The following is a 26717-nucleotide window of genomic DNA, read 5'->3' as shown; positions in this document are numbered from 1 at the left end:
GCGAACCCCTCGTCGACCCGATCATCGAGTACCCCCACACCCACGAGGGGGTCGGGGTCGGGTCGGCGTCGATCGGGGGCTACATCTACGAGAACGACACGATCCCCGCCCTCCAGGGGAAGTACGTCTTCGGTGACTTCCGGAAGACGAAGGAGACCGAGACCCCGACGGGGTCGCTGTTCGCCGCTACGCCGGCCGAGGGCGACGGCCTCTGGGAGCTCGAAGACCTCCAGGTCGAGAACACCGAGAACGGCTACGTCGGCGGCTACGTGCTCGCACTCGGGCGGGACGACGACGGCGAGCTCTACGTCCTGACGACGGACAACACCGGCGGGGACGAGACCGGTCGCGTCCGGCGGATCCTGCCGCCGGAGAACCAGGAAGCCACCACGGCTGGCAACGCGACCACGGCGACCGGCAACGCGACGGTCGCCACGAACGGCAGCTCGACCGCCTCCGGAACCGCCGGAACCGGAACGAGCGCGACGGCGACCGGAACCGGAGCGGGCACCGAAACGGGTGCGACGGCGACCGGGACCGCCGGGACGACGGGCGGCACGACGGCCGGGTCGGAGGGCGGTTCGGCCGGAACGGGTGGCTCGGCCGGCGGGACCGGGAACGAGAGTTCGGAGGGGACCACCGAGGGCTCGGGGCCCGGCTTCGGCGTGCTCGCGGCGGCCGGCGCGGTCGCGGTCGGTGCGGCGCGGGCGCTGCTGGGTCGGGACGATTGATCCTTCGCGAGCGAGTCAACGCGTTCACGATTCCGGTCTGAGAAGGGAGGGCACTGGTGACGTTCGCGACGGGACTCCAGTTGCTCGGCGGTCTCGGATTGCTGTTCTCGAACGGCTTCTTCGTCGTCACGGAGTTCGCGCTGACGCGGGTGAGACAGTTCTCGGAGAGCGAGTTCCGCGGCCGGAGCGGGCTCGAACGCGCCTTGGAGATGACCGAGGAGCTCGAGACCTACCTCTCTGGCTGTCAGTTCGGACCATCGTCATCGGGATCGATCGGTTTCGATGGTGGACTACGAAGTGGCGTTTGTTTCGTATGTTGAACCATCCGGAGGTGAAGACACCGCGAACGAAGTGCGAGTATTCAGGACGAGTCGAGGCCCAGTCAGTCTCGATCAGTACGACTCAGTCCTGGTCGCCCCAGGCGGAGTCGTGGACCGCGTCCCGCACGGGCCGGGCTTCGGCCTCGGTCCGATCGCGGACCATCCGGCGGAGGCGGGCGAGTTCGGCGACGATCGAGTCGCGGCCGAACACCGCGAAGCCGCAGAAGATGACGACGAACCCGACGAGGGTCGTGGCCGAGACGGACTCGCCGAGGAGCACCCAGCCGCCGAGGGTGGCCACCACGGGCGAGAGGTAGAAGATCAGGTTGCCCTGGATCGCGCCGACCTCGTCGAGGAGGCCGAAGTAGGCGATGAACGCCAGCGCACCCGAGAACACCCCGACGTAGCCGAGCGCCGCGACCCCGGGCAGGGTCCACTCCACCATCGCGGGGCTCTCGCCGGCGGCGAGGCTGAGGCCGTGACAGACCAGCGCCCCGACCGGGAGCGCCCAGGCCGTTCTGACGGTGCTCGAGAGCGAGGAGTCGGCTCGACGGATCGTCACGCTCCCGAGCGCGCCGAAGACCGCCGCCGCGAGCATGAGGGCCTTCCCGAGCAGGCCGCCGCCGAGGAGGCTCGCGGGGTCGATACCCACCACGAGCGCCACCCCGACGAACCCGAGCGCCATCCCGACGCCGCCGGCCCGTGAGAGGCGTTCGTCGGAGAGGAGCACCGCCGCGAGCACCGGCGTCAGGATCGGGTTGAGGCTGTAAACGATCGACCCGACGCCGCTCGTGGTGAACTGCTGGCCGACGAAGATACAGGCGTTCGTGAGCCCGATCGCGAACACGCCCGCCCCCGCGATCCCGAGGAGGTCCGACCGGGTTCGGGGGAGCAGTTCCTCGCGCGGGAACCGATAGACCGCGTAGCCGACCAGCACGAGCGCCCCGATGTCGAAGCGGGTGGCGACGAACAGCAGCGGCGGGAAGTACTCGAGGCCGGCCTTCGCGGCCACGAACGTGCCGCCGAAGAAGACGCCCGCAGCGAGGAAGAGACCGACCAGGCGACGCGATTCCGACACTACCGACGTCCCCCGACCGAGGGCGTCGTTCCGAAACCGTTCCGCGCGAAGGGAGGGAGTTCGTCGTTCATCGAGCTACGATACGTCGCCCGGGTTTGTATATGTGTTCAGAAATGTTTTCGGAGAATGAAAGAGTGTCGCGGCGCGTCGCCGGCTCACGGTGCGAGCGGATTTCAGGGGACGAAAACGGCTATACGCGAGCGGAGGTCAGGAGGGATATGGACCGGGCGCTCGAAGAGATCGAGTTCCTCGCGCTGTCGGCGAATCGAGTGGCGGTGCTCGAGACGCTGCGCGAGCACCCCTGCACCCGCCGGGAGCTCGCCGAGCGTACCGACGCCTCCCAGCCCACGCTCGGACGCGTTCTCAGGGACCTCACCGAGCGCCACTGGGTGACCCACGACGGCGAGCGCTACACGACGACCGCCACGGGGGAGATGGTCGCGGCGGAGTTCACCGACCTCCGGGAGACCCTCGAAACGGAGCTGCGGCTCCGCGAGGTGATGGCGTGGCTGCCGACCGACACGATGACGTTCGACCTCCGGCGGCTCCGGGACGCGACGATCACCCGTCCGAGCCAGACCCGGCCCGACGCGCCCGTCCAGCGCGCGCTCGAACTCCTCTGGGACGCCAACGAGGTCAGGATCTTCTCGCACGCGTTCAACGGCCGGAGCCTCGACGTGCTCCAGCGCCGTATCGCCGACCACGAGGGGCGGTTCGAGGGGGTGTTCTCGCCCGCCGCGGTCGAGGCGCTGGCCGACGACGCCCCGCTCCGCCGCCAGCTCCAGGACCTGCTCGCGGCCGACGACGCCGAGGTCCGGCTCTACGACGGGTCGATCCCGGTCGCGGTGACGCTCGCCGACGACGTGGTCCACCTCATGCTCCGGGACGAGGGCGGCCTCCTCCGGGCGGGGATCGACACCGACGACGAGGCGGCGGTCGCGTGGGCACGCGAAACCCACGCGGCCTACTGGGAGCACGCCACGCCGCTCGACCTCGACGCGCTCGACTGAGCCTCGACCCGCGACCACGCGGGATTTACAACGAGAATTGTTAACTATACTGATAAGTCTTATCCGTGGTCGGTGCCGACCGCCGAGCGATGAAGACGGGGACGGGAACGAGGAAACGTATCGCGGAGTTGGTCGGCGCGGAAACCGACACGCCACGTCGGGCTCGCGTGGCCGACTCGGTGATATTCGGGGTGCTCGGGGCGGCGTTCGCGACGTGGGCGGTCCGGATACCGGCTGTGAGCGGGTCTCTGGACATCGATTCGGGGGCCATCGGGCTGGCGCTGCTCGGCCTCGCGGTCGGGAGCATTCTCGGTTTGGTGACCAGCAGCGCGCTGGTCTCGCGCTACGGCAGCCGGCGCGTGATCCGGGGCGGGCTGTTCGTCTACTGCCTCGGGCTCCCGGTCGTCGGCCTCGCCGGCGAGTTCGCGAGCCTCGTGGGGCTGTTGGTGGTGTTCGGGTTCGGCAAGGGGCTGGTCGACGTGGCCGCGAACGCGCAGGGTATCCGTGTCGAGCGCGGCTACACCGGCCAGATAATGGGGAGTTTCCACGGGCTGTTCAGCGGCGGCGGGCTGGTGGGGTCGGGCTTCGGCGGGGTCGCGGTCGTGCTCGGTCTCTCGGTCGAGACCCACTTCGCCATCGTCGGCGTGGCCTTGCTCCTCGTCGGCCTCGCCGCCAGCACGCGACTGCTCCCCTTCGAACCCAGCACGGGCGGCGACACGGCGTTCGCGCTTCCCTCCCGGAAGCTCGCGGGCTTCTGTGCGATCGGCTTCTGTGCGCTGTTCATCGAGGGGGTCGGCAACGACTGGAGCGCGGTGTTCCTCGACGGCCCGGCGGGTGCGGGGCCCGCAGTCGCCACCCTCGGTTTCGCGGCGTTCTCGCTGTTGATGATGGTCGGACGCTTCCTCTCCGACCGGCTCGTGACGCGGCTCGGCGCGCGGCGCTTCCTTCGGGTGACGGCGACGGTCGCGGGGCTGGGCCTCGCCCTGACGCTGGTCGCGCAGCCGGTCGTCTCGCTCGTCGGCTTCGCGGTGCTCGGGGCGGGGCTGGCCGGCGTGATGCCGGTGGCGGTGAGCATGGCGGGCAACCACGACCCTGACACCCCGGCCGAGCGCGCGGTTGCCGCGGTCTCGACGACGGGCTACGGCGGGTTCGTGATCGGACCGGTACTGATCGGGCTGCTCGCCGACGCTACCTCGCTCCGGACGGCCTTCCTCCCGGCGCTCGGGCTCGCGGTCGCCATCGTGGCGCTGACGACCGTCCTCCCGACGGTCACCCGGGGTTCCCATGCCGGTTCCGTCGGCACGAGCGGGGACGACTAGCCCGACTCGACCCGCTCGACGACGAGCCGGGTCACCGCGACGTCTTCGGTGATGGCACCCCGCCCACCGACCGTGTACGTGCGGTCGTCGGTTTCGAGACACACCCGAGCCGCGCCGGCGAGTTCGGGGAGCGATGCGGGTTCGTCGTCCGTCGTACCGGTGTACTCGACCCCCACGAACTCCCCCGCGAGGGTACACGGTTCCCCCGTCCCGACGAACTCGCCCTCGACCCGTCCGGAGATGGTCGCGCCGCCGTCGAGAACGGGTTCGAGCCACCGGACGCAGTCGGTGATCTCGACGAACGAGTGGGGTGGCTCGTCGCTCCGCGCGGTGTAGACCTCGTCGTAGACCTCCCAGAGCCGGCTCAGGAAGTACCAGTGGAAGACGTAGGCGGTGGTGTAGTCGTCGACGAGCACGCCGTACTCGTCGGACTGTGGCGCGGCGGTCGCGTAGCACGCCCGCTGGCGGTCGGCCAGCAACAAGAACGGCCCCGGAAGCTCCCGACGGCGCACTTCGGTACACGTCCCCTCGAACGCCGACACGTCGAACCCGTCGTCGTCCGGGACGTGGAGCGAGAGCTGGATCTGGACGCCGCGTTCGAAGGCCTCGCGGAGGTCGGTGTCGATCCGGCGAAACTCCTCGGGCGTCGCGGCGACTTGGAGGTGGGCGGTCGCCCCCGCGACCGTCTCGCGAGCGTGTTCGAACACCGTCCGGCGGCGGCGCACGATGCTCACGCCGCCGCCCTCGACCGTCGCCTCGCGATAGCGGGTCTCGACCTCCTCGGTGGCGGCCTCGAACCGCTCGACGGCGGTCCGCAACCCCGAGAGCGCCTCGTCGGGGTCGTTCGTCCGGGCGTAGAGCCGGTCGCGGTCGTAGGTCGTCACGTAGCCTGCGTCCTCCAGCCCGCGGAGCACGTCGTAGACCCGGGGCTGGGGCACGTCGCTCCAGGCGGCGATGTCGCTCGCCGACCCCGAGCCGCGTTCGAGGAGCGCGACGTAGGCGTCGGCCTGGTAGGGCGACAGCCCGGCCGTTTCGAGCACCGCCCGGAGCTCGTCGGAGTTCATCGGCGGGGGGTTCGATCGGAGCGGGCTTAGGTCCCGTGCCCACGACGCGACGGTACCACGAACCGACCGACGCGCCGCCTGCGAGTGCCAGCCCGGAGCCTAATCCGCCGGCCCGCCGTTGGTCGATATGAGTTCCGGAGAGTGGAGCGGCGACGACGAGTTCGAGTGTTCGACCTGCGGGGCCGTCTTCGAGACCGAGCGGGAGCTCGAACAGCACACCGAATCGGAACATCCCGATCAGTCGTCCTGACCCACGGACGAACCATCCACTCCCGACCGTCGCGTCGGGAACCCCTGATATCCCCCACAACAGATGCTCTTCAACGACCGACTCCGAACCGACGACACCGTCGAATCGATCCCGCACGAGGAGATGCTGCGCCACTGGCTCGAAAAGGAGGTCCACGAGAACGACGGCGACGACCTCGCTGTCGACGCCATCGACGACGAGGACCGCCTGCTCGATGAGCTCGTCGACCGGAAACCCATCGCGGAGTCTATCTTCGCCGACAGCGACCTCCGATGGCACCACCTCGACCTCCACGAGGACGAGCTCGAAGCCCTCCACACCATCAAGGGCGAGTCCGGCGAGGACTGGCGGGCGATCACCGAGGAGAACACCATCGCGAGCATCGCCGACCACATCCACGAGGCCGACGACCTCGACGACCTCGACACCCCGAAAGACCTCGAACAGGTGGTGGACTTCGCCTCGAAGTTCCCCGACGACATCGAGATGGAGGAGCTGATCGTCGCCGACGAGGCCGACGAGGACGCCTACCTCGCCGACGGAAATCATCGAGCGGTGGCGATCGCACTCCATCTCAGAGATGGGGGAGCCTACCCCGAACAGGAGGCCTACGTCGGCGTGAGCGCGGACGAACTCGACCGATAGCGGGGCTGGAGTTCCGCTCGAATCACTCCAGCCGGTAGCGCAACAGCGCCGCGATACCGCCGAGCGCACCCAGTTGATTACCGGGCGCGAACTCGCTCGAAAAGACGGTGACGGAGCCGCCCTGCTGTTCGACGCTCTCGATGACCTCGTTCGCGTCGATGTCCCAGTCGCCCTCGCCGGCACGCTCCTCGCGGAGTTTGTCGTCGAGCACCAGCAGTTCCTCGACCGCGCCGTACTCCGCCGCCTCGGCCACCGCCTCGATACCGTAGGTCGCCGCACCCTCGGTGGCGATGCGTTCGGTGAGTTCGTCGATCTGCTCGGCCTCTTCTGCAATTCGAGTCTCGGCCTGGACCTCCTCGACCGCGCCGCGTTTGAGGACCTCGTGAACCCCACGATCCCCGGCGGCGCTGGTGTCGACCGTCGCGCCGAACTTCTCGGCGACTTCGGAGTGGTGGCGCTCGATGTACTTCCGGGCGTCCTCTTTGGTAAATCCCGGCCCGGCGAGTAGGACGGTGTCGACGTCGAGGTGTGAGAGCGCGCTCGCGAGGTCCCCGAACAGTTCCTCGCGGTCGCGGGCGTCCTCGCCCTTTCCTGTCGGCCCCGTCAGGGAGGCGTACTCCTCGGTGCCGTACTGGGCGACGGTGTGGATCGAGGCCGCACCCTCCTCGACCGTGGCGATGGCGACATCGGCGTTCTCGGTGGCCTCGACGGCTTCCTCGATCCGCTCGCGCTGGTCGGGCTGCCAGCGCTTCTCGATCTCGACCTCCTCGCGTTCCTCGACGTTCAGGGTGTGGTGATGACCGACTTGATCCTCGCGTGAGGCCCACTCGATGGTGCCCGAGACCCGGAGCCGGTTGGCGAACTTGTGGAACTCGCTCTCCTCCACACTGATGGTGACGGACATGGGTTCGCGCTCGCCGCCGGTGTCGCGCATCCGGTCGTCGTCGCGCTGGATGCGGCGGGTGGTGTCGCCAGAGACGAGGTCGCCGGGTTCGAGAACGTAGGAGAGATGCCAGAGGTCGTCGAGGCTCTCGGGGACGAGCGTCCAGCGCTCGCGCCCGCCCTCGACGGTCGTCCGGCCGTTGATGCGCATGGTGGTCCTCGGGGATGTGGGGCTAAGTGCGCTGTCGTTCGCCGTCCACCGGATGGCATCGAGCGGCCGACGAACGGGTCGAGCGGTCGCGGAGCAAACAGTTATGGTTCGAAAACCGGAAGCACGAACGACACCGATGAAACGGAAAACCGACCCGAGCGGGAGCCGTGACGGGCGCTACGCTTTCGACGGTGGGGCGTCCGAAAGCGGCTCCGGACCCCTCACCGGCGATGTGGGACTGGACGCGAACGTCGTCGCCGCCCTCGCGTACGTGTTCTGGTTCGTCTCCGGGGTCGTGGTGTACGTCCTCGAAGACGACAGGGAGATCAGGTTCCACGCCGCCCAGAGCATCACCGTGTTCGGCGGGCTCTCGGTGCTGAACGTGTTCTTCGGGATGTTCGCCATCGTCGGCATCGGGTCGATCGGGACGGCGCTGAGCAGCCTCCTCTCGCTGCTCGGGATCGGACTCTGGGTCTTCCTCATCGCCACGGCCTATCGGGGCGAGACCCGTCGCATCCCGGTCGCGGCCGATATCGCGGATCGGCTTGTCGGAAGCGGGTCGAGTCGACACGACTCGCGCGGGACGACGGACGACGACGCGCTGGCGGCACTCCGCGGCCGGTACGCCCGCGGCGAGATCGGCGAGGCGGAGTTCGAGCGGCGGCTCGAACGGCTGCTCGAAACCGAGGACGACACCGAAGACCGACAGTACGAATCCCCGGAGACGGGTCGGTCGTGGTGAGGGTCCGAGTCAGTCCTCGACGACGCGACTCCCGCCCGGCGGCAGGAACTCCGCGATGAGGTCGGGGCTCGCCACCTTCCGGACGAAGGAAGTATCCCGAAACCGCTCGCGGAAGGTCCGATAGAGGCGCTTCGCGGCGTCGTTCTGGGCGTACTGACCCGGTTCGAGCGTGACCGAGGTCTCCGTTCGGGGTTCGATCGCCGACGGCGGACCGCCGACCACGCGGGTCTCGGGTTCGCAGGTGATGCCGACCGCCGCGCTCACGGCCGTATCCCTGAAGTAGGTGCGATCGCCGCGAACGGTGAAGGCCCCTTTTTCGAGGTATTCGCCGCTCTCGGGGGTCTTCGAGACCTGGTCGGGGTCGGCCATGTAGACGTCGCCCGCGAAGCGCCCGTCCTTCCAGACCGACGAGTAGGAGACGGCGAACGTCGCGGCCTCGTCGAGCGTCGTCTCGGGGAGGTCGATCTCGCGGGTCGGTTCGCTCGGGCCGGTGGCCTTGAGTATCGTGACGGGGCCCCCACGGGCCTGGGTGTGGAAGAAGCGGTCGCCGCGGTCGAGATATTTTTTGACCAAGTCCTCGTTCTGGTCGGCGTTGCGCCCGCCGAGCACGAGGAACCCGTCCGAGGTGTGGAACCACCGGAAGCGCTCGTACCACTGCTCGTTCGTTCTGACTGGGATGGAGCGGCGGTCGAGCCAGTCGATGTCCTCGGCGTCGTCGTCGGCGTCGGTCGCGTCCGCGCCGCCTGAATTCCACTCCTCGCGACGTCTTTCGAGGGCTTCGAGCTCGGCGCGGGTGTCGGCGACCGCCTCCTCCGCACCCTCCTTCTTGCCGAGGACGCGTTTGGCCTCGCGGTAGAGTCGGTCGGCGTTCTGCTCGACGCCCTCGCGTGGGTCGAGGGTGACCGTCTCGCCGTCGATCTCCACCCTGACCGTTCCCTCGCTCGAATCGATACCCGCGACGGCCTCCGCCGCCGGGATCTCCTGTGCTTTGCCCTCCTCGAACCGGTCCTCGATCTCCTCCCACGGGGTGTCGCGTTCGCGCGCCGTGCGGACGGTCGAGAGGATCTCGTCGACGAGACCGTAGTTGGCGTAGAGGGATTCGGCCTTCGCGCGCTCGGCCTCGGCTTGCTCCTCGAAGCCCTCGATCGCGCCCTCCTGCTGGTCGATGATGCGTTGCTGGCGTTCGATCTCCTCCTCGAAGTCGGGTTTCTCGCGCCCGCCGCTCTCCTCGTTCTCGGTGGTCTCGAGGTCGACGAAGTAGGCGTCGAGCGCCTCGGTGAACGACTCGAAACCCTCGCTGTCGAGGTGGTCGTTCTCTTCGAGCGGGAACGGTGTGACGTCGACCGGTTCCTCGTCCTCGCGGTAGATCCGCGGGTCGAAGTCGCCGCTCGACAGGCGCTCCGCGAGACGGGTGAGCGCGTCGAACAGCGCCGTGTACTCCTCCTCACCCGAGTCCTCGATGGCCTGCTCCTTCTCGACGCCGGCACGGGTACAGATCTCCTCCGCGTAGAGCCCACCGAAGTTGAGCTGGGTCGCGAGGGTCCGCACGAGGTCGGTGTTGGACTCCTCCATCCGGGCGGCGAAGCCCTCGTAGTCGACCGCGAGCGGGTCGAAGCGCGAGGAGGGGAACTCGTACTGCGCGCCGGGGGCCACGGTTCTGGACTGGAGGCGAACGGTGTTGAGACAGTCGACGACTTCCCCCGTCGAATCGAGCACCGCGACGTTGCCCTCGCCGAAGAGTTCGGCCACGATCCTCGTGTCCCGGTCCTCGCGCTCGAACTCGAAGGTCAGCACCCTATCGAAGCCGAACTGCGAGGCCCCGGCGAAGTCGGCCCCCGAGAGTCGGTTTCTGAGCATCTTCGCGAAGTCCGGTGGCCGACCGGGCGCGTCGGGGACGTGGTCGGGCGAGACGACGTGGGCACGTTTGGTCTCGCCGACCTCGACCATGAGTTCGACGCGGCCACGGTCGAAGTCCCGGAGTTTGAGCCGGAGGAGGTCGTCGCCGTAGAGGTAGGCCTTGTCGAGTTTCGCGCCAGCGTACCGCCCGAGTTCCGTCACGAGCGCCGCGAGGTCCACACTGGTGAGCTCGCGTTTCGGGTCCATATTCCACCACCGGACCCGCGCCGAAAAGAGGTGTCGTTACCGCCGTCCGGGACCGTCACGAGCCGAGGACCGGGGGAGCGGTGGCGGTGCAGACTGTGGTGGCGCGCGGGAGGCCGTCGGAGACGGCCGACTCGTGCGAGGGATGAGCGGAGCGAGTGCAACGAGCGACGCGAATCGGTTGGGGAGGGCGTGGCGCGGGGCGGTCACTCATCGTCGTCAGGAATTGCCAAAATCGAATCGTCGCAGCCTTCAACCGAACCCCATCGTAACGAAGACTCTCGACACAGGACCAAATCACTTCGAGTTCGACACCTCTTTCACCCGAACCGACCCACCATCGCGCATGACTTCCCGCGGCCCGCTCGCGACCGTCTCGCCGCTCGACGGCCGCTACGCGAGCTACACCGAGCCCCTGGTCGAGTACGCGAGCGAGGGCGCGTTGATCCGCGCGCGCGTCCGGGTCGAGATCGAGTACCTGATCGCGCTTGCCGACCTCGATGCCACGCCGTTCGCCATCGACGACACTGACCGCGAAACCCTCCGCGAGGTCTACGAGTCGTTCTCCGAAAGTGATGCGGAGCGGGTGAAGCAGCTCGAAACCGAGGGGACCGACGACCGACCCGCGACCAACCACGACGTGAAGGCCGTCGAGTACTTCGTCCGCGACAACCTCCCCGACCCCAGTATCGCCTCGTGGGTCCACTTCGGCCTCACCAGCGAGGACGTCAACAACCTCGCCCGCCGGGTGTGCTGGAAACCCGCGGTCGAGGACGTGCTCGTCCCCGAGCTCGAAGCAGTACGGGAGAAGTTCGCCGAGCTCGCCACGGCGTACGCTGACACCCCGATGCTCGCGCGGACCCACGGCCAGCCCGCCACCCCCACCACGTTCGGCAAGGAGATGGCGGTCTACGCCGGGCGGCTTCGGAGAGGTATCGACCGGATCGAACGCGCGGCCGACGGTCTGGCGGGCAAGCTCGCCGGGGCGAGCGGGACCTACGCCGCCCACCGCGCCGCCTACCCCGAGGTTGACTGGCGGGCGTTCGCCGCCGAGTTCGTCGACTCCCTCGGACTCGCGCACGTCGAACCCGTGACGCAGTTGAACCCCTCGGACGATCTCGCACGGCTGTTCGACGCGCTCCGCGGGGCGAACCGAGTCCTGCTCGACGCGGACCGCGACGTGTGGCGCTACGTCTCTGACGGCTATCTCGGCCAGGATAGCGAAAACGACGAGACCGGGAGTTCGACGATGCCCCACAAGGTCAACCCCATCGACTTCGAGAACAGCGAGGGCAACCTGGAGAAGGCGAACTCCGACCTCGAATTTTTGGGGACCTACGTCACGACCTCGCGCCTCCAGCGCGACCTCTCGGACTCGACGGTGAAGCGAAACGTCGGAAGCGCGTTCGCCCACTGTCTCATCGGGTATCGAAAAACGGGCATCGGGCTCTCGAAGGTGGTCCCGAACGAGCGGGTCATGCGCGAGGAGCTGGCGGACAACCCCGAGGTCGTCGGCGAGGCGGTCCAGACGATCCTCCGGCGCGAGGGGCACTCGGACGCCTACGAGCGGGTGAAGGAGCTAACCCGCGGTCGGCGGACGAGCCTCGACGACTTCCACGAGCTGTTCGACGACCTCGACGTGAGCGAGACGACCCGCGAGGAGCTGCGGGTGCTCACGCCCGCGAGCTACACCGGGGTCGCGAACGAGCTGGCCGACTCGCGGGAGTGACGGGAGCCGCTGTCCGCGCGCGCTCGGTGGATCATCGGATCACGGTGACGTTGGCCGGCGACCGGCGCACCACCGACTCGGCGGTGTTGCCGAGGAGGACCCGGGAGATCCCCGTGCGGCCGTGGGCCCCCATCACGACGTGGTCGATGTCGTGGTCGGCGACGTAGCCGCAGATCCGACGGGTCGGCCGACCGAAGACGACCTCGGTCCCCTCGACCCGGTCCGGGTCGTCGGCGCGTTCGCGAAGCCGTTCGTGGAGTTCGTCGGCGTCGTTCAGTACGCCCTCGTACCACTCCTCGCTGTAGCCGACCATGCCCGGAACGCCCGTCGGCGACTGATAACCCCTCGTGAGGGGGTCGACGTCGACCGGGTCGATGACGGTGAGGAGGGTGATTTTGGCGTCCTCGAACGTCAACGCGAAGTCGAAGGCGCGTTCGGACTGCGGCGAGCCGTCGATCGGAACGAGCACGTGTTTCGGTGCGGACGAGTCGCTCATGGGGAGCGGTTGGTCGGGTGACGACAAATCCGTTGCTCATCCGGCGTCCGGCATCGCCCGTCGGCCGTCAGAGGACGAACGCGAAGATCACGTACGACCCGATGGTCGAGATAGTCGGCGTCAGCAGCCAGAGCATCACGATCCGGCTGGTGGCCGCGGCGTCGAACAGCTCCTCGGCGACGAGCTCGTCGGGGTCCTCCTCGCCGATCTTCGGGACCTGCGCCGGTTGTTCGTCGGTGTCCGGTGGCTCCTCGGCGGGCTTGGCCGTCGCGAGGTCGCCGACGGTCGGACCGGGCGGCAGCGGCGACTCGCCGGTCTTGGGTGTGGTCTCGGCAGCGAGCGCGCCCACGGAGAGGTCGGGCCCGCCCTCGCCGCTCATCGCGGAGCCGGCGGCGTCGGCGAGCGTCACCGCCCGCGAGGACCGTCCCCAGCCGAGACCGATGATACAGGAGGTCATGCTGACCGCGAGGCTCGCCGGGATCCCCATGTTCGAGAGCACGGTGATGATCGTCGCGCCCACCAGCGAGACCAGCATCGCGGCGAGGATCGGGAGGTCGGTGATACCGTCACCGACCGTATCGAGGGTTCGCCGGGCGATCGTGAACGCCCCGAGGCCGATCGCGACGACCGCGAGGATGACGCCTTGCTCGACCGTGATCTGGCCGCTCCCCACGAGCGGGGCGACCGCGTTGGCGACGTTCGACGCGCCCGCGGAGAAGGCGTTGTAACAGGCCACCACGAGCACCAGCGCCGCCCCGACGACGTCGCGCGGCCCCACGTTCTCGTTGAGCCGGGGTGTCGGAACCGAACCCGACCGGTCGAGGTGGAACAGGCCGCCCTCGATCCGGGTGAACGAGACCCGGGCGTCGAGGTAGGGGTAGATGTACCGCCCGATGACGACCCCCGCCCAGAAGGCGACCAACGGCGCGACGATCCACGCCGAGACGATCGAGAACATCAGGGTCTCGTTGAGGGTGTTGCTGGCGAAGCCGAGCCCGACGATCGCGCCGACGGAGGTCATCGAGGTCGAGGCGGGCACGCCGTAGAGGTTCGAGATCAGCAGCGAGAGACCGGTGAAGAAGAGGACGACCGTGCTCGCGACCAGCGTGAACTGGCTCGACGGCACGATCTCCCCGCCCATGGTCGTGACGACCTTCCGCCCGACCGTCCACCCGCCGATCAGCGCGAAGAGGGTGAACAGCCCGGCGGCGAGGGTCTTGCCCGTGATGCGGCTCCCGACCGCCGGCCCGAACGCGACCCCCGTCGAGGAGCCACCGATGTTGTAGCCGACGAACGCCGCGACCAAGAGACCAACCACGAGCAATGCCGAGATCATACGAAGTCGTGTACGTTTGGGAGTCGTCGTCGTCGTATGTGGATTTCGTTTCCGACCCCACGACGGACGAACGCGGTCGGAACACGGCGCGAGCCGTGTCAGGTCTTCTCACCGGTCGAAAAACGAGTCGGGTCGAACGAAGCGGGAGCGACGGTTCAGTCGTCGAACTCGGCCTTGAAGCCCTCGAACTCCGCGAGGTGTTCCTCCTCGTCGGCGAGGAGTTCGGTCGCGAGGTCCTCGGTCACGGGGTCGTCGGCCGCCTCGGCGGCCTCGATGAGGTCGCGGTAGGTCTCGACCGCGCCCCGTTCGGCCTCGATGACACCCTCGATCACGCTCAGGACGTCCGTCGAATCCTCCGGCGGTTGGAGGCTCTCCTGGCCCATCTCTAGGTCGAACGAGCCCTTCGGCTGGCCGCCGAGCTGGGTGATGCGCTCGCCGAGCGTCTCGGCGTGCCCGAGCTCCTCCTCGACGTCCTCGCGGAGGCCGTTGGCGACCTCCTCAGCCGTCACACCCTCGATCGCGATGGCGTCGGTCTGGTAGTTGATCACCGTCTCGAACTCGTCGTTACGTGCGGCGTGAAGCAGGTCGAGAACGTCCTCGTCGCCTTCGGTGCTCATGTCTCCCCGGAGGGCTGTCGAACACTTAAGAGTGGCTTTCGCGGAGACACGTTTCGACGGCGTTCTCGAGGGTCTCAGCCGCTCGCTCGACCTCCGGTAGACGGACGTACTCGCGCTCGGCGTGGGCCACTGGCCCCGTCTCGTCGGCGAGCACGCCTGGGCCGAACACGACGGTGGGCGCGCGCTGGGCGAAGTACGACGCCTCGGTCGCGGCGGTGAACGGCCGCGCCGTGCAGTCGAGGTCCCGAAACGCCCGCACCACGCCGGCGTCGGCGTCCGTCTCGAAGGCTTCGAGGAACGGCGTCTTCCGGTCGGTGAGTTCGAACGAGACCCCCGAGCCGAGGCGCTCGCGGAGGTACTCGTCGAGACCCGTCTCGTAGCCGTCGGCGGTCTCCGGCGGGACGCTCCGACGGTCGAGGACGATCTCGCACGCACCGGCGACCTGGTTCGTGGCGTCGCCACCGTCGATCACAGTCGGGGTGAGCGTCGGCGCGCCGAGGTCGGGGTGGGGGTCGAGCCCGTCGGGTCGGTCGTCGAAGCCGGGGAGCGCCTCGACCGCGCGGGCGGCGAGCGAGATGGCGTTCGTCCCGCTCTCGGGTTCGGCGGCGTGGGCGCTCTCGCCCTCGATCTCGACGACCCCCTCGAACCGGCCCTTCGCAGCGGTACAGACGTCGAGGCCCGTGGGTTCACCGACGATGACCGCGTCGCCGCGTTCGGGGTCGAGGTCGAGGTCCGGCACGAGCGCCGCCGCTCCCGTCGAGTAGACCTCCTCGTCGGGGGTGACGACGAGCGTGACGCGGCCGGCCTCGGGGTCGCAGTCGAAGAACGCCGCGAGGATCGCCGCGAGCGGTCCTTTGGCATCGCACGACCCGCGCCCCGAGAGGGTGTCGCCGTCGCGGGAAGGAGGGATATGGGGCGCGACCGTGTCGATGTGGGTGTTGAGGACGAGGTGGGGCCCGTCGGGATCGCCGCCTCGGCTCGCGGTCACGTTGCCCGCGTCGTCCACCGTGGGGTCGACGTCGTGCTCGCGGAGCGTCTCACGGAGGAACGAACGCATCCCGTCGACGTCCTCGTGGGAGGGGATCTCGACCGCGCGTTCGAGGAAGTCGATCGGATCGAACTCGGTCATCAGTCGTCGGCGGTCGCGCCGGGTTCGCCGTCGATCTCGACCGAGCGCGAGCCGCCCCACGAAACCCGGCCCGCGAACTCGCGCTCGGTGGGGCCGCGGAGGATGGCTTCGGTGCCCGAAAAGCTGACTTCGAGGTCGCCACCCGGCGGAGCGACCGCGATAGTGTCGGCCTCGGTACGGCCGAGCTTTCGGGCGACCGCCGCGACCGCGACCGCGCCGGTGCCACAGGACTTCGTTTCGCCCTCGACGCCGCGCTCGTAGGTCCGCTGGTCGAACCCGCCCTCGCTGTCCGGGCTCGCGAGCGTGACGTTCGCTCCGTGTGGGAAGATTTCGGCGTGGCGGACCGGCGGTGCGATCGATTCGAGGTCGGTCGTCGAGACGTCCTCGACGAACGCCACCGCGTGGGGGACCCCGATGTCGACTGCGGTCACGTCGAGGTCGCCGATGGCTTCCTCGACGATCGGCTCGTCACGCGCCAGCGGGACGGCCTCGGGCGAGAAGCGTGGCAGCCCCATCTCGATCGAGACGCTCTCCTCGTCGACCGTCGCGCGCCGGGTTCCCGACTGGGTGTCGACCATCACGACGCGTTCACCCGTTCGTTCGGTGGCCCACGCCGCCGCGCAGCGTGCGCCGTTGCCACACATCGGGGCGGTCGAGCCGTCGGGCTGGACCAACGTCATGACGACCCGCGGCGAAGCGTAGCCGGCTTCGAGCGCGAGGTAGAGCACGCCGTCCGCACCGGTGGATCCGTTTCCGTCCCCGATCCCGCTCTCGCGGTCACAGAGGTCGATCGCGAGTCGTCGTCGGTCCGTCACCGGCTGGGCCGCGTCGATGACGAAGAAGTCGTTGCCGGTGCCGTGGAACTTGTCGAATGATATCATTGGTCGAGCCTCGTGAGGTCGGATACCGTCTCGCGCCGCACGCAGACCCACGACGCGTCGCCGTCGAGGGCACAGACCGCGGGTCGGGGTCGGGAGTTGTAGGTGCTCGCCATCTCGTAGCCGTACGCGCCGGCGTTGCCGATGGCCAGGAGGTCGCCGCGCTCGGGTGCCGGGAGGGGTCGGTCGCGGGCGAGCGTGTCGGCGGACTCACAGACCGGGCCGGCGACGGTCGCCGCGACCGTCTCGCGATCCGACGCGTCCCCCGCGAGCGAGCGGATCGCGTGGTAGGCGTCGTAGAGCGCAGGGCGGGCCAGAGCCGTCATTCCGGCGTCGACACCCACAACGGTGGTTCCAGGCGTCGGCTTGACGGTGTTGACCCGCGTGAGGAGGACCCCCGCGTCGGCCGCGAGATACCGGCCGGGTTCGATCCCGAGCTGCGCGTCGACGGCGAACGCCTCGCGCGTCGTCTCGGCGAGAGTTGAGAGATCGAGCGGGGGTTCGGTCTCGTGGGAGGGGACCCCGAACCCACCGCCGATGCTCACCGCGTCGAGGTCGTGGTCGGCGAGCTCGGTCGCGATCTCGCTCACCCGCTCGACCAGCGCCTCGTGACGACCGAGGTCGTCGAGGATGCCGCTGCCGGCGTGGGCGTGGAGCCCGACGAGGTCGAAGCCCATCTCTTCAGCATCGGCCGCGATTTCTCCCACTCGGTCGGCCGGGATGCCGAACGTCGGGTCGCCGCCGGTGCGGACCTTCTCGTGGTGGCCCGCGCCCACGGCGGGGTTCGCCCGGAGGTAGACCCGCCCCGTCCAGCCCCGGTCGGCCAGTCGGGTCAGCGTGTCGCGCGCGCCGACGGTGATCGTGATCTCGCGTTCGGTGGCGACCTCGATCACTCGGTCCAGGTCGCGGGCGGGCGGGTTGACGGCGGTGTATCGCAGAGTCGAAAAACCCGCCTCGTGCGCCCGGACGACCTCGCCAGCGGAGGCACACTCCGCACCGAGCCCCTCGTCGGCGAGGGTTTCGAGCACTGGTTTTCGGGCGTTGGCCTTCACTGCGTAGTCGAACGCGGCGTCGGGGAACGCCTCGCGGAGACGGGCGGCGTTCTCGCGCACGCGTTCGAGGTCGACGACGTAGAGCGGGGTGTCGTGTTCGCTCGCGAGGTCGCGCAGCCGCGCCGCCGACCAATCGGAGAGCCGTCGGACGGCCGGGTTCTCGCTCGTCGTATCTACTGCGACTCCCGCCATCACCGGAGCGCCTCCTCGCGCTCGGTGGCCTCCAACGTCCGGTTCTCGACGGCGGTGGCGACCACGGCGGGTTTGTAGGCCCCGCCGTCGAAGAGGTCGTGCTCGCCTATCGAGGATTCCACGAATCGCGTGAACGCCCGGCGTTCTGGCGGGAGTTCACCGTAGACGACTTCCTCCTCGACGAGGTCGTAGACCGGGATCCGGGGCGTCAGCAGGGTGTTCTCGCCCACGACTGAATCGTGGCCGACCACGAACCCCGAGGTCACGCGGCAACCAGCGCCCAGCGAAACGCCCTCCTCGATCACGACCGGTGTGTTCTCGACGGGTTCGAGCACGCCGCCGAGGAGCGTGTTCGCGCCCAGCTTCACGTCCGCGCCGACTTGGGCACACGATCCGACCGTATCACACGAGTCGACGAGCGTACCGTCGCCGACGTACGCGCCCGCGTTGACGAAGCTCGGGCTCATCAGGATGGCGTCGTCCCCGATCGAGGCCCCGCGCCGCACGACGGTTCCGTCGGGGGTGTTCCGGGTGCCGCGCTCGCCGAGGTCGTCGGTCGAGCGGAGCGGGAGCACGTCGTGGTAGGCCACGTCGCCGTACTCCCGGCGCTGGGTCTCACGGAGGCTGAAGTTCAGGAGGATTCCCTGTTTCACCCACTCGTTCGCCACCCACTCGCTTCCTTGCTTTTCGGCCGCTCTGACCTCGCCGGCTTCGAGCGCGTCGAGGAACGCATCGAGGGTGTCGCGTTCGTCCGCCCCGGCCTCGCTCGCGGTCAGTCCCTCGTCGGCGCGCGCCCAGAGCGTCTCGATATCGGATTGAAGACTCACGCGAGCACCTCCTCGAACGCGTACCAGCCCGCGTCACGCCCGGCGAGCCAGACCGCCGCGTCGAGCGCGCCGGCGGCGAAGACGCCCCGGCTCTCGGCGCGGTGCGTCAAGGTGAGCACTTCATCGTTGCCCGCGAGCAGGATTTCGTGTTCGCCGCGGACGTTCCCCGCTCGCCGGACGTGAACCCCGACTTCGTCCACGTCGCGGGGTTGCTCGCCCTCGCGGCCGTAGGTCCGGTCGCGGTCCGCCGCGCTCGCGTCGTCGATCCGGTCGAGCAGGGTGGTCGCCGTACCGCTCGGCGCGTCGCGCTTTCGGTTGTGGTGGGTCTCGGTGAGTTCGATATCGTAGTCGGAGAGGGTCTCCACCGTCTCGGCGAGCGCGTCGCCGAGCGCGTGGATCCCGCGCGAGAAGTTCGCCGCCCACAGAACGGGGATCCGGTCGGCGGCCTCGCGGAGCGCGTCGCGATGGCCCTCCTCGAAGCCCGTGGTGCCGGTGACGAATCCGACACCCGCCTCCGCACACGCCGCCGCGTACTCGACGGCGGAGTCCGGACCCGTGAAGTCCACCACGACGTCGGGCGCGTGGTCGGTGAGGAGGTCGGGGAGATCGTCGGTCGACCGTACCTCGTGGCCCGCGACGCGCTCGTCGGTCGGGGTGCGGTTCGCCGCGAAGACGACCGTCGTATCGTCGCGCTCGGCAGCCGTTTCGAGGACCGCCCGGCCCATCGTTCCCGTCGCGCCGGTGACGCCGACCGCCGTCACCGTTCGACCTCCGCGGGGGTCCGTTGGTCGTCGGTCGCGAGGTCGGCGAGGATCTCGGCGAGCGCGTCGCGACGCTTCGCCGAGAGCCGCGAGAGCGGCGAGCGCATTCTCGGACTCATGTGGCCACGGATCGAGAGCGCCTCCTTCAGCGGGATCGGGTTGGTCTCCCAGAACAGCGCACGGAACAGCGGCCCGAGCTCGTGGTGGCGGTCGCGAGCGCGCTCGAAGTCGCCGTCGAGCCCGGCGTGAACCATCCGGCTCACGCGCTCGGGTTCGACGTTCGCCGCGACGCTGATGGTGCCACGCCCGCCCACCGCGAGGGTCGGGAGCGTGACGGCGTCCTCACCCGAGAGCACGGTGAAGTCGGTCTCGCGGGTTCGTTCGATGACCTCGCTGACGGCGGCGAGGTCGCCGCTCGCGGACTTGTAGCCGACGACGTTGGGATGCTCGGCGAGCGTCACGGCGGTGTCGACCTCGACCGTCCGGCCCGTCCGACCGGGGACGTTGTAGACGACCTGCGGGAGGTCGACGGCGTCGGCCACGGTTCGGAAGTGGGTTTCCATCCCGGCGGGTTCGGGCTTGTTGTAATACGGCGAGATCAGGAGTAGGGCGTCGGCACCGGCGTCGCGGGTTCGTTCAGCGAGCTCGACCGCCTCGCGTGTCGAGTTCGAGCCCGCACCAGCGACGACGGGGACCGAGACCGCCTCGGCCACGGTCTCCACGACCGCGACGTGCTCGTCGTGGGTCATGGTCGCGCTCTCGCCGGTGGTGCCGACGGGGACCAAGCCGTCGACGCCCGCGTCCGCGAGTCGTCGGGCTTCGGTCCGTAGTCCGTCGAAATCGATGCTTTCGTCCGCCTCGAACGGCGTCGCCATCGCGGGGAAGACGCCGTCAAGGTCGATCTGGTGTGTCATGTGGTGGTGGAGTGGGGACTCTGAAGTCGATGCACGAAAACGGTGCGCAACGGGGCGCTACACCCGCCGCGAACCGACCGGTTCGCGTTTCGATTTCGTCCTCGCCGCGGCCTCGAACTCGTCACACCCCTGGCTCGCCGACCGGGTCTGTGAGGGTGTGACGCGTCGCATACCACGACCACGGCACCCGGAGGACTTAGGCGTTGTGACGCGTGCGATACCTGCCAGTGCGGGCGAAACGCGGGACGAAGAGCGTCGATGATTCAGAACGGGTCGGTCGCGACCAGCGAGAGCTCCGAACGCAAGTTGATAGAGTTATGTTGACACGACCCGTGAACAGACTATGGCACAACACGAAGTCCAACGGGAGATCACGGTCGACCGGTACACGAAGGGGCTGGTCGGCCCAGACCAGGAGTGGGCGGGCACCGTCGCCGACGGCGGGACGATCCACACCCACACCCCGCCCGCCTGCTGGGGGCCGATGATCACCCCCGACTTCCGCGGTGGCCACGAGGTCACCCGACCGGTCCGCGTCGAGAACGCCGCGGTCGGCGACGCGGTCGCGCTCACGATCCGGTCGGTCGAGGTCACAAGCGTCGCGACGAGCACCGGCAGCATGGCCGAGCGGGAGGGCGCGTTCGGCGACGATCCGTTCGTCGACCACCGCTGCCCCGGGTGTGGCACCGAGTGGCCCGAGAGCATCGTCGAGGGGACGGGCGAGGACGCGATCAAGTGCGCCGAGTGCGGCGAGAACGCCTCCTCGTTCGGCTTCGAGTTCGGCTACACCGTGGCGTTCGACGAGGACCGAACTGTCGGACTGACGATGGACGCCGAGGCCGCCGACGACCTCGCGAGCAACGCCCGCGAGGCGATGGCGATCCCCAAACACGCCCGCCAGCACCCGATCCTGCTCTACAAACCCTCGGGGATGCCGGGGACGCTCGGCCATCTCCGACCCTTCGTGGGGAACATCGGGACGACGCCCCCGATCGAACTCCCGGACTCGCACAACGCTGGCGACTTCGGGCAGTTCCTCGTCGGCGCGGAGCACGACTGGGGCCTCCCGGACGAGGACGCCCTCGCCCAGCGGACCGACGGTCACATGGACATCAACGCGGTGCGCGAGGGCGCGGTGCTGATCTGCCCGGTGAAGACCGACGGCGCGGGGGTCTACGTCGGCGATCTCCACGCCAACCAGGGCGACGGCGAACTCTCGCTCCACACGACCGACGTGAGCGGCCGCACCGAGATCGACGTCGAGGTCATCAAGGGGCTCGACATCGACGGGCCGATCCTGCTCCCCAACGAGGCGGACCTCCCGCACATCAGCGCGCCCTACACCGACCGAGAACTCGAAACCGGACGACGGCTCGCAGCGGAGTACGGGGTCGAACTGGTCGACGACGTGGGACCGATCCAGGTCGTCGGAAGCGGCGAGACGATCAACGCCGCGACGCAGAACGCCTTCGACCGCGCCACCGCCCTCCTCGGGATGTCCGAGGGCGAGGTCCGCGGGCGCTGTACGTTCACCGGCGGGGTGGAGATCGGCCGCCTCCCGGGCGTCGTCCAACTCACCCTGCTCGCGCCGATGGAACGGCTCGAAGACCGCGGGATCGCACACCTCGTCAGGAACCAGTACGACCGCTGAACCGGATCGAGTGACTCACCCGCTTTCGGTCGCGTTCCCGTGGGCGGGGAAAAGCGGACGCCCTACAGCCGTTCGAGCGCCGCGATCGATTCGAGGAGCGCGCGGCCGTTGTGGTAGGCGGCCTTGTAGACTGCCCCCTTCCGTCCGACGGGTTCGAGGTCGTCGGTCACGCCCGAGTGCCACTCACCCACGTCGTGGTCGATACCGTACTCGTCGAGGAAGTCGTAGGTTTCAGTGAAGACGTCGAGATAGCGCTCGTCGCCAGTGTGTTCGTACATCCGGAGCGCGCTCGTCATGCCTTCGGCCTGGACCCACCACGCCTTGACCCGGAAGCTCGCGGGCTCGTCGAAGCCACCGTAGAAGTAGAATCCTCCATGGTCGTCGTCGTAGCCGTATTCAAGGGTGTACTCCCAGAGGGTCTCGTAGAGGTCCGTGTAGAGGTCCTTCGAGAGTCCGAGCGCGTCGGCGGCGTCCATCGAGAGCCAGACGTTCTCGATATCGTGGCCGTACGAGACCACCCGCAGGTCCTCGCCGTCGAGCTTAGGTTTCCAAGTGGCTGTGTACTTGTCCGAACACGCACCCAGTTTCTTTCGAACCACGGTGTTCGTGAGGATGTCGAAGAGTTCGTGCAAGCGCTCGCGACCGCGGTCGGTTTCGAACACCTCGTAGTAGGTCGTGAACGCCTCCATCAGGTGCAGATGGGTGTTCATGAGTTTGAGGGAGGCGTCGAGCGCGTCGTCGCCCGACTCCTTCGGCGACCAGTCGGGCTCGATGTTGTCGAGGTAGGTTCTGCCTTCGAGGATCGGCTCCCAGTCGGGCGTGAAGTACTCGACGTAGCCCCCGTGAACCTCGTCCTTCGCGTGCTCGTCGAGCAGGTCGACGAGGTCGTGGGCGTACGCCGCCGCGCGGTCGTCGCCGGTCGCCCGATGGTACTCCGAGAGGGCGTAGAGGCCGAACGACTGGCTGTAGCAGTGTTTGTTGGGTTTCGAGGTGGTACCGTCGCGCTCGACCTCCCAGACGAAGCCTCCATGCTCGTCGTCCCACATCTCGCCCAGCAGGAAATCGAGGCCGTGCTCGGCGATTTCTTGATACTCCTCGCCGTAGCCCTCGCGCGCGAGTCGTGCGGTGAACCAGACCATCCGCGCCTGGGTCACGACCTGTTTGTGGCCGTTGCCCGCGAACTCGCCCTCGCTATCGTAGCTCGTCAGAAAGCCACCCTCGTCGTCGATGCACCGGGGAAACCAAAAGTCGAGGACGTTCTCCTCCAGCACCGCTTCGAGTTTCGGACGGTACGTCTCGACGACGGTGGCCGCGTCGGTCATGCCCGTAGACACAGCGGTGGCTTCAATAGTCGTTCTGGTGAGAGTTCGACGACCGGACCACGGGATCGTCACGACCAGCGACGACACGCAGTGCCGGCGAAACGCCCGTAGGGAGCACGTATCGCACGTGGAGCAAGCCGTGACGGCTCCGGCGAGGATGGTATCGAGTTAGATCCAGCCCTCGGCGATAAGTATAAAAATGTGGGAAAATAACCGGAGACATCGTATCTATGACTAATAAACAAACACGTCGTCGATTCCTCACGACGGCCGGGCTCGCGACCGGTGTCGGCCTCGCAGGCTGCACCCGTGGCGGCACGAGTTCCGGCAGCAATTCGTCGGGGAACTCGTCGACGACGTCCCCGTCGTCGAGGCTCGATCCCTCGGCCTATCGGGACGCGAACATCGACTGGCGGGCCCACGAAGGGACCAGCATCAACCTCGGGGCCGTCCAGCACGACTGGGTGACGAACATCAGACCCTACGTATCGGTCTTCGAGGAGCTGACGGGGATCGACGTGGTCTGGAGCATCCTTCCCGAACAGCAGTTCCGCACCAAACGTCTCACCGACGTGAGCACGGGTGCGGGCAACTTCGACCTGTTCTTCATGGACCAGGTCGTCAACCAGTTCGCCCGCGCGGGCTGGCTCGAGAACCTCGACCCGTACTTCAACAGCGACACCCTCTTCGACGAGGACTGGTACGGCACCCAGGACCTCCTCCAGGTCTGTCGGCAGGCCGCCCACGGCGCGGGTCGCCAGCCCTACTGGACCGGGCTCCCGATCACCGTCGAGGTCCAGACGATGTTCTACCGGGAGGACCTCTACGAGAAGCACGGGCTCTCGGTCCCGAAGACCACCGACCAGTTCCTGCGGAACGCGAAGGCGATCCACGAAAACGAGTCCGACGTGGTGGGTGTGGTCAACCGCGGGCAGAAGGGCTACGGGATGAACATCTACACGATGGACCCGTGGATCCGGGAGTTCGGTGGGCAGCTCTGGGAGTCCTATCCCAACGACTCCGGGCTCGACACGGAGACGGCGATGAAGGCGGGTCGGTTCTACGTCGACACCCTCCAGCAGTACGGCTCGGCCTCGGCCGCCACGATGGAGTGGTCCCAGGTGGTCGCGACGATGCAACAGGGCGGGGCGGGTCACATCCTGAACGACGCCAACCTGTTCTGGGGGAGCCTCTCGGACCCGAGCTCCTCGCAGGTCGCCGACGACATCGCGATCGCGAAGATGCCGGTGCCGAAGGGGAAGAACACCTCGTTCGTGCCGGGTGCCTTCGTCTGGCAGCTCTCGACCTCGCCGGTGGCCGCCAACCCCGAGGCCGCGTTCCTGTTCATGATCTGGGCGACCGCGAAGCCGACCCAGCGCGCGATGGCGATTCAGGGCTCGGCCTCGTTCCCGGTCCGGCGGTCGGTCTGGGAGGCCGATCCCTACCGCCAGAAGTACGGCCAGAACTTCGCCGACGTCTCCCTCCAGTCGCTCCAGAGCGCGAAGATCGAGCCGTTCGACCCGCAGTATCCCGTCTGGGGGCAGAAGTACTCGATCCAGCTCCAGCAGGCCATCGCCGGCAACAAGTCGGTGGAGTCGGCCTTCGAGAAGGCCGCCCAGCAGGCCGAGCTCACGGCGGGGAGCGGGTGATCCGATGAGTACGGATACCCGGTCGGTCGGCTCGGACCAGGGCGACGGCGCGCTCGGCTCGCTCAAGGGCGTCTGGAACGACTACCTCCCGGTCTGGCTCGCGACCCCGATGGTGCTCGTGGTCCTCCTGATCACGATCTTCCCCGGGGTCTACGACCTCTATCTCAGCCTCGTCAACTACACCTACGTCAACCCGGACCAGTTGGGGACGTTCGCGGGGCTCCACAACTTCGCGGTGGTCTTCACCGACCCCACCGTCTGGCAGTCGATCACGGTGACGACGGTCTTCGTGCTGAGCGCGCTCGTGCTCGAAACCGTGCTCGGGTTCGGGCTCGCCGCGCTCGTCAACGACGTCGCGAGCGGGCGGGCGAAGTCGTTCTACCGCGTGGCGTTCATCCTCCCGATGGCGGTCGCGCCCGTGAGCCTCGCGACGATCGGCCAGGTGATGCTCCAGCCCCAGCTCGGTATCATCCCCTACCTGATCAACAGCTACACCCCGTTCGCCGCACCCGCCTTCCTCACCGACGTCCCGCTGCTCACGGTGATCCTGATCGACACCTGGAACTGGACGCCGTTCATGTTCCTGATCTTCTACGCGGGCCTCTCGTCGGTGCCCGGCGAACTGCTCGAAGCCGCCCGGATCGACGGTGCACCGATGTGGCGGCGGTACGTCCACGTCGTGATCCCCTACCTCAAACCCGTCCTGTTCGTGGCGATACTCATTCGCTTGATCGACCTCTTCCGGTCGTTCGGGCTGGTCTACACCCTCACCCAGGGTGGACCGGGGAACGCCACGATGCTGATCGGGATCCAGATCTTCCAGACCGGCTTCACCTACGTCGACCTCGGGGCGGCGAGCGCGCTCGCGATCGTCTACCTCGTGGTCGTACTGATCATCTGTAACATCCTGATCCGCGTCGTCGGCTTCGGGGAGGTGCTCGACTGATGGCGACCGCCAGCTCGGACAGCACGGCGAAGGATATCGGCCGGCACGTCGTCCTGCTCCTCTGGACCGTCATCGCGCTGTTCCCGCTCGCGTGGATCGCGTTCATGTCGCTGAAGCCGCCGGGCGAAGCGATCGACCTCCCGCCCGACTGGGTCTTCCTGCCGACGGTCTACAACTACCTCCAGCTCGTCGGGGACCCCGCGTTCGTCTCGGCCTACGCGAACAGCCTCATCAGCGTGAGCGCCTCCGTGGTGCTCGTGCTCCTGATCGGGGTTCCGGGAGCCTACGTGCTCTCGCGCTACGACATCCCGAAGAAGCCCGACGTCCTGATCTGGATCCTCTCCTCGCGGATGTTGCCGCCGGTCGCGGTGGTGATCCCCTTCTTCGTGATCTTCCGGACCTTCGACCTCTACGACACCCTGATCGGACTGGTGTTCATGTACATCACCATCAACATTTCAGTGGTCGTCTGGGTGATGAAGTCCTTCTTCGACGGGATCCCCGAATCCCTCGAAGAGGCCGCGATGGTCGACGGTGCAAGCCGTTCGCAGGCGTTCCGGAAGGTGGTGTTGCCCTCGGCGGTACCGGGGATCATCTCGGTCGCCGTGATCAGTTTCATCTTCGCGTGGATCGAGCTCCTGTTCTCGCTGGTGCTCACCAACAACCAGGCGGTGACCGTCTCACTCCAGGTCTACACCTTCATCGGGTCGCGAAACATCGAGTACAGCATGCTGGCGGCGGCCTCGATGGCGATGATCATCCCAGTGTTGGTCTTCCTGGTCGCGGCGAACCGCTACCTCGCCTCCGGGCTGAGCTTCGGGGTGGTGTTGAAGGAATGATCCTTCGACCCACCCGCGCAACGACCG

At 68.1% G+C, this 26717-nt stretch carries 24 protein-coding genes and 2 pseudogenes; 12 read left to right on the top strand and 14 right to left on the bottom strand.

What is annotated here, in order from left to right:
• Positions 1-731, top strand: a pseudogene (locus D3261_RS13630) (hypothetical protein); the annotation flags it as partial.
• A 53-nt stretch (positions 732-784) separates the two neighbouring features.
• A pseudogene (locus D3261_RS13625) lies at positions 785-985 on the top strand (CNNM domain-containing protein); the annotation flags it as partial.
• A 148-nt stretch (positions 986-1133) separates the two neighbouring features.
• Here the strand turns inward: D3261_RS13625 and D3261_RS13620 are convergent.
• Complete coding sequence (locus D3261_RS13620; protein WP_120073257.1) at positions 1134-2129, bottom strand: DMT family transporter; 996 nt, start codon at positions 2127-2129, stop codon at positions 1134-1136.
• 218 nt (positions 2130-2347) lie between these two features.
• On the opposite strand from D3261_RS13620, the gene D3261_RS13615 reads away from it, so the two are divergent.
• Complete coding sequence (locus D3261_RS13615; RefSeq protein WP_120073255.1) at positions 2348-3139, top strand: winged helix-turn-helix domain-containing protein; 792 nt, start codon at positions 2348-2350, stop codon at positions 3137-3139.
• Positions 3140-3228: 89 nt separating this feature from the next.
• Positions 3229-4458 carry an MFS transporter gene (locus tag D3261_RS13610; RefSeq protein ID WP_120073261.1) on the top strand — a complete coding sequence of 410 codons (1230 nt, stop codon included), beginning with the start codon at positions 3229-3231 and terminating at the stop codon, positions 4456-4458.
• Here D3261_RS13610 and D3261_RS13605 read toward each other — a convergent pair.
• Positions 4455-5522, bottom strand: coding sequence for a TrmB family transcriptional regulator (locus D3261_RS13605; RefSeq protein ID WP_120073253.1), 1068 nt, complete (start codon positions 5520-5522; stop codon positions 4455-4457). The two genes, D3261_RS13610 and D3261_RS13605, sit on opposite strands and share 4 nt — an antisense overlap.
• A 127-nt stretch (positions 5523-5649) precedes the next feature.
• Between D3261_RS13605 and D3261_RS13600 the strand changes: the two genes are divergently transcribed.
• Together D3261_RS13600 and D3261_RS13595 are read left to right on the top strand one after the other, a co-directional pair.
• The gene (locus tag D3261_RS13600) at positions 5650-5772 is read left to right on the top strand and encodes a C2H2-type zinc finger protein (protein ID WP_120073251.1); all 123 of its coding nucleotides are present in this window, start codon (positions 5650-5652) and stop codon (positions 5770-5772) included.
• 63 nt (positions 5773-5835) lie between these two features.
• Positions 5836-6417: a hypothetical protein gene (locus D3261_RS13595; protein ID WP_120073249.1), complete on the top strand. Its 582-nt coding sequence runs from the start codon at positions 5836-5838 to the stop codon at positions 6415-6417.
• A 22-nt stretch (positions 6418-6439) separates the two neighbouring features.
• On the opposite strand, the gene D3261_RS13590 is transcribed toward D3261_RS13595, so the two are convergent.
• Positions 6440-7510, bottom strand: a complete 1071-nt coding sequence (locus D3261_RS13590) for an mRNA surveillance protein pelota (protein WP_120073247.1) — start codon at positions 7508-7510, stop codon at positions 6440-6442.
• A gap of 136 nt (positions 7511-7646) precedes the next feature.
• Here D3261_RS13590 and D3261_RS13585 point away from each other — a divergent pair, with 136 nt between their 5' ends.
• Positions 7647-8252, top strand: a complete 606-nt coding sequence (locus tag D3261_RS13585; protein ID WP_233553992.1) for an SHOCT domain-containing protein — start codon at positions 7647-7649, stop codon at positions 8250-8252.
• A 9-nt stretch (positions 8253-8261) separates the two neighbouring features.
• Here the strand turns inward: D3261_RS13585 and rqcH are convergent, their stop codons facing one another.
• A complete protein-coding gene (rqcH, locus tag D3261_RS13580; protein ID WP_120073243.1) occupies positions 8262-10355 on the bottom strand; it encodes a ribosome rescue protein RqcH in 2094 nt (697 codons plus the stop codon).
• Between the two features lie 343 nt (positions 10356-10698).
• Between rqcH and purB the strand changes: the two genes are divergently transcribed.
• Positions 10699-12081, top strand: a complete 1383-nt coding sequence (gene purB, locus D3261_RS13575; RefSeq protein WP_120073241.1) for an adenylosuccinate lyase — start codon at positions 10699-10701, stop codon at positions 12079-12081.
• Positions 12082-12112: 31 nt separating this feature from the next.
• Here the strand turns inward: purB and D3261_RS13570 are convergent, their stop codons facing one another.
• The 9 genes from D3261_RS13570 to dapA form a co-directional block, all read right to left on the bottom strand.
• A complete protein-coding gene (locus tag D3261_RS13570) occupies positions 12113-12577 on the bottom strand; it encodes a universal stress protein (RefSeq protein WP_120073239.1) in 465 nt (154 codons plus the stop codon).
• Positions 12578-12644: 67 nt separating this feature from the next.
• On the bottom strand, positions 12645-13913 hold the full coding sequence (locus D3261_RS13565) for an inorganic phosphate transporter (protein ID WP_120073238.1): 1269 nt from the start codon (positions 13911-13913) through the stop codon (positions 12645-12647).
• Positions 13914-14068: 155 nt separating this feature from the next.
• Positions 14069-14530, bottom strand: a complete 462-nt coding sequence (locus D3261_RS13560; protein WP_120073236.1) for a ferritin-like domain-containing protein — start codon at positions 14528-14530, stop codon at positions 14069-14071.
• Between the two features lie 25 nt (positions 14531-14555).
• On the bottom strand, positions 14556-15659 hold the full coding sequence (locus D3261_RS13555; RefSeq protein ID WP_120073234.1) for a M20 family metallopeptidase: 1104 nt from the start codon (positions 15657-15659) through the stop codon (positions 14556-14558).
• Positions 15659-16540 carry a diaminopimelate epimerase gene (dapF, locus tag D3261_RS13550; RefSeq protein WP_120073232.1) on the bottom strand — a complete coding sequence of 294 codons (882 nt, stop codon included), beginning with the start codon at positions 16538-16540 and terminating at the stop codon, positions 15659-15661. Before dapF ends, D3261_RS13555 begins: the two co-directional genes overlap by 1 nt.
• Entirely contained in the window at positions 16537-17781 is a 1245-nt protein-coding gene (gene lysA, locus D3261_RS13545) for a diaminopimelate decarboxylase (protein ID WP_120073230.1), read from the bottom strand. Before lysA ends, dapF begins: the two co-directional genes overlap by 4 nt.
• A complete protein-coding gene (locus tag D3261_RS13540; protein ID WP_120073228.1) occupies positions 17781-18608 on the bottom strand; it encodes a 2,3,4,5-tetrahydropyridine-2,6-dicarboxylate N-succinyltransferase in 828 nt (275 codons plus the stop codon). The genes lysA and D3261_RS13540 overlap by 1 nt, the downstream gene beginning before the upstream one ends.
• Complete coding sequence (dapB, locus tag D3261_RS13535) at positions 18605-19333, bottom strand: 4-hydroxy-tetrahydrodipicolinate reductase (RefSeq protein WP_394337583.1); 729 nt, start codon at positions 19331-19333, stop codon at positions 18605-18607. Before dapB ends, D3261_RS13540 begins: the two co-directional genes overlap by 4 nt.
• Positions 19334-19365: 32 nt before the next feature.
• The gene (gene dapA, locus D3261_RS13530; RefSeq protein WP_120073224.1) at positions 19366-20283 is read right to left on the bottom strand and encodes a 4-hydroxy-tetrahydrodipicolinate synthase; all 918 of its coding nucleotides are present in this window, start codon (positions 20281-20283) and stop codon (positions 19366-19368) included.
• A 343-nt stretch (positions 20284-20626) separates the two neighbouring features.
• Between dapA and D3261_RS13525 the strand changes: the two genes are divergently transcribed.
• Entirely contained in the window at positions 20627-21934 is a 1308-nt protein-coding gene (locus tag D3261_RS13525) for an acetamidase/formamidase family protein (protein WP_120073222.1), read from the top strand.
• A gap of 62 nt (positions 21935-21996) precedes the next feature.
• Here the strand turns inward: D3261_RS13525 and D3261_RS13520 are convergent, their stop codons facing one another.
• Positions 21997-23256, bottom strand: coding sequence for an AGE family epimerase/isomerase (locus D3261_RS13520; protein WP_120073220.1), 1260 nt, complete (start codon positions 23254-23256; stop codon positions 21997-21999).
• A gap of 230 nt (positions 23257-23486) precedes the next feature.
• On the opposite strand from D3261_RS13520, the gene D3261_RS13515 reads away from it, so the two are divergent.
• Genes D3261_RS13515 through D3261_RS13505 form a run of 3 tightly spaced genes read left to right on the top strand, consistent with a single transcriptional unit; the run spans position 23487 to position 26690 of the window.
• Complete coding sequence (locus D3261_RS13515) at positions 23487-24905, top strand: extracellular solute-binding protein (RefSeq protein ID WP_120073218.1); 1419 nt, start codon at positions 23487-23489, stop codon at positions 24903-24905.
• A 4-nt stretch (positions 24906-24909) separates the two neighbouring features.
• Complete coding sequence (locus D3261_RS13510) at positions 24910-25851, top strand: carbohydrate ABC transporter permease (protein ID WP_120073217.1); 942 nt, start codon at positions 24910-24912, stop codon at positions 25849-25851.
• The gene (locus D3261_RS13505; RefSeq protein ID WP_120073215.1) at positions 25851-26690 is read left to right on the top strand and encodes a carbohydrate ABC transporter permease; all 840 of its coding nucleotides are present in this window, start codon (positions 25851-25853) and stop codon (positions 26688-26690) included. The genes D3261_RS13510 and D3261_RS13505 overlap by 1 nt, the downstream gene beginning before the upstream one ends.
• Positions 26691-26717: the final 27 nt, after the last annotated feature.

Origin of the sequence: Halococcus sp. IIIV-5B (assembly GCF_003602035.1) — an archaeon.
Lineage (GTDB): Archaea > Halobacteriota > Halobacteria > Halobacteriales > Halococcaceae > Halococcus > Halococcus salsus.
Note: the sequence above shows the minus strand (reverse complement) of the source record. Positions and strands in the feature narration are given on the sequence as shown.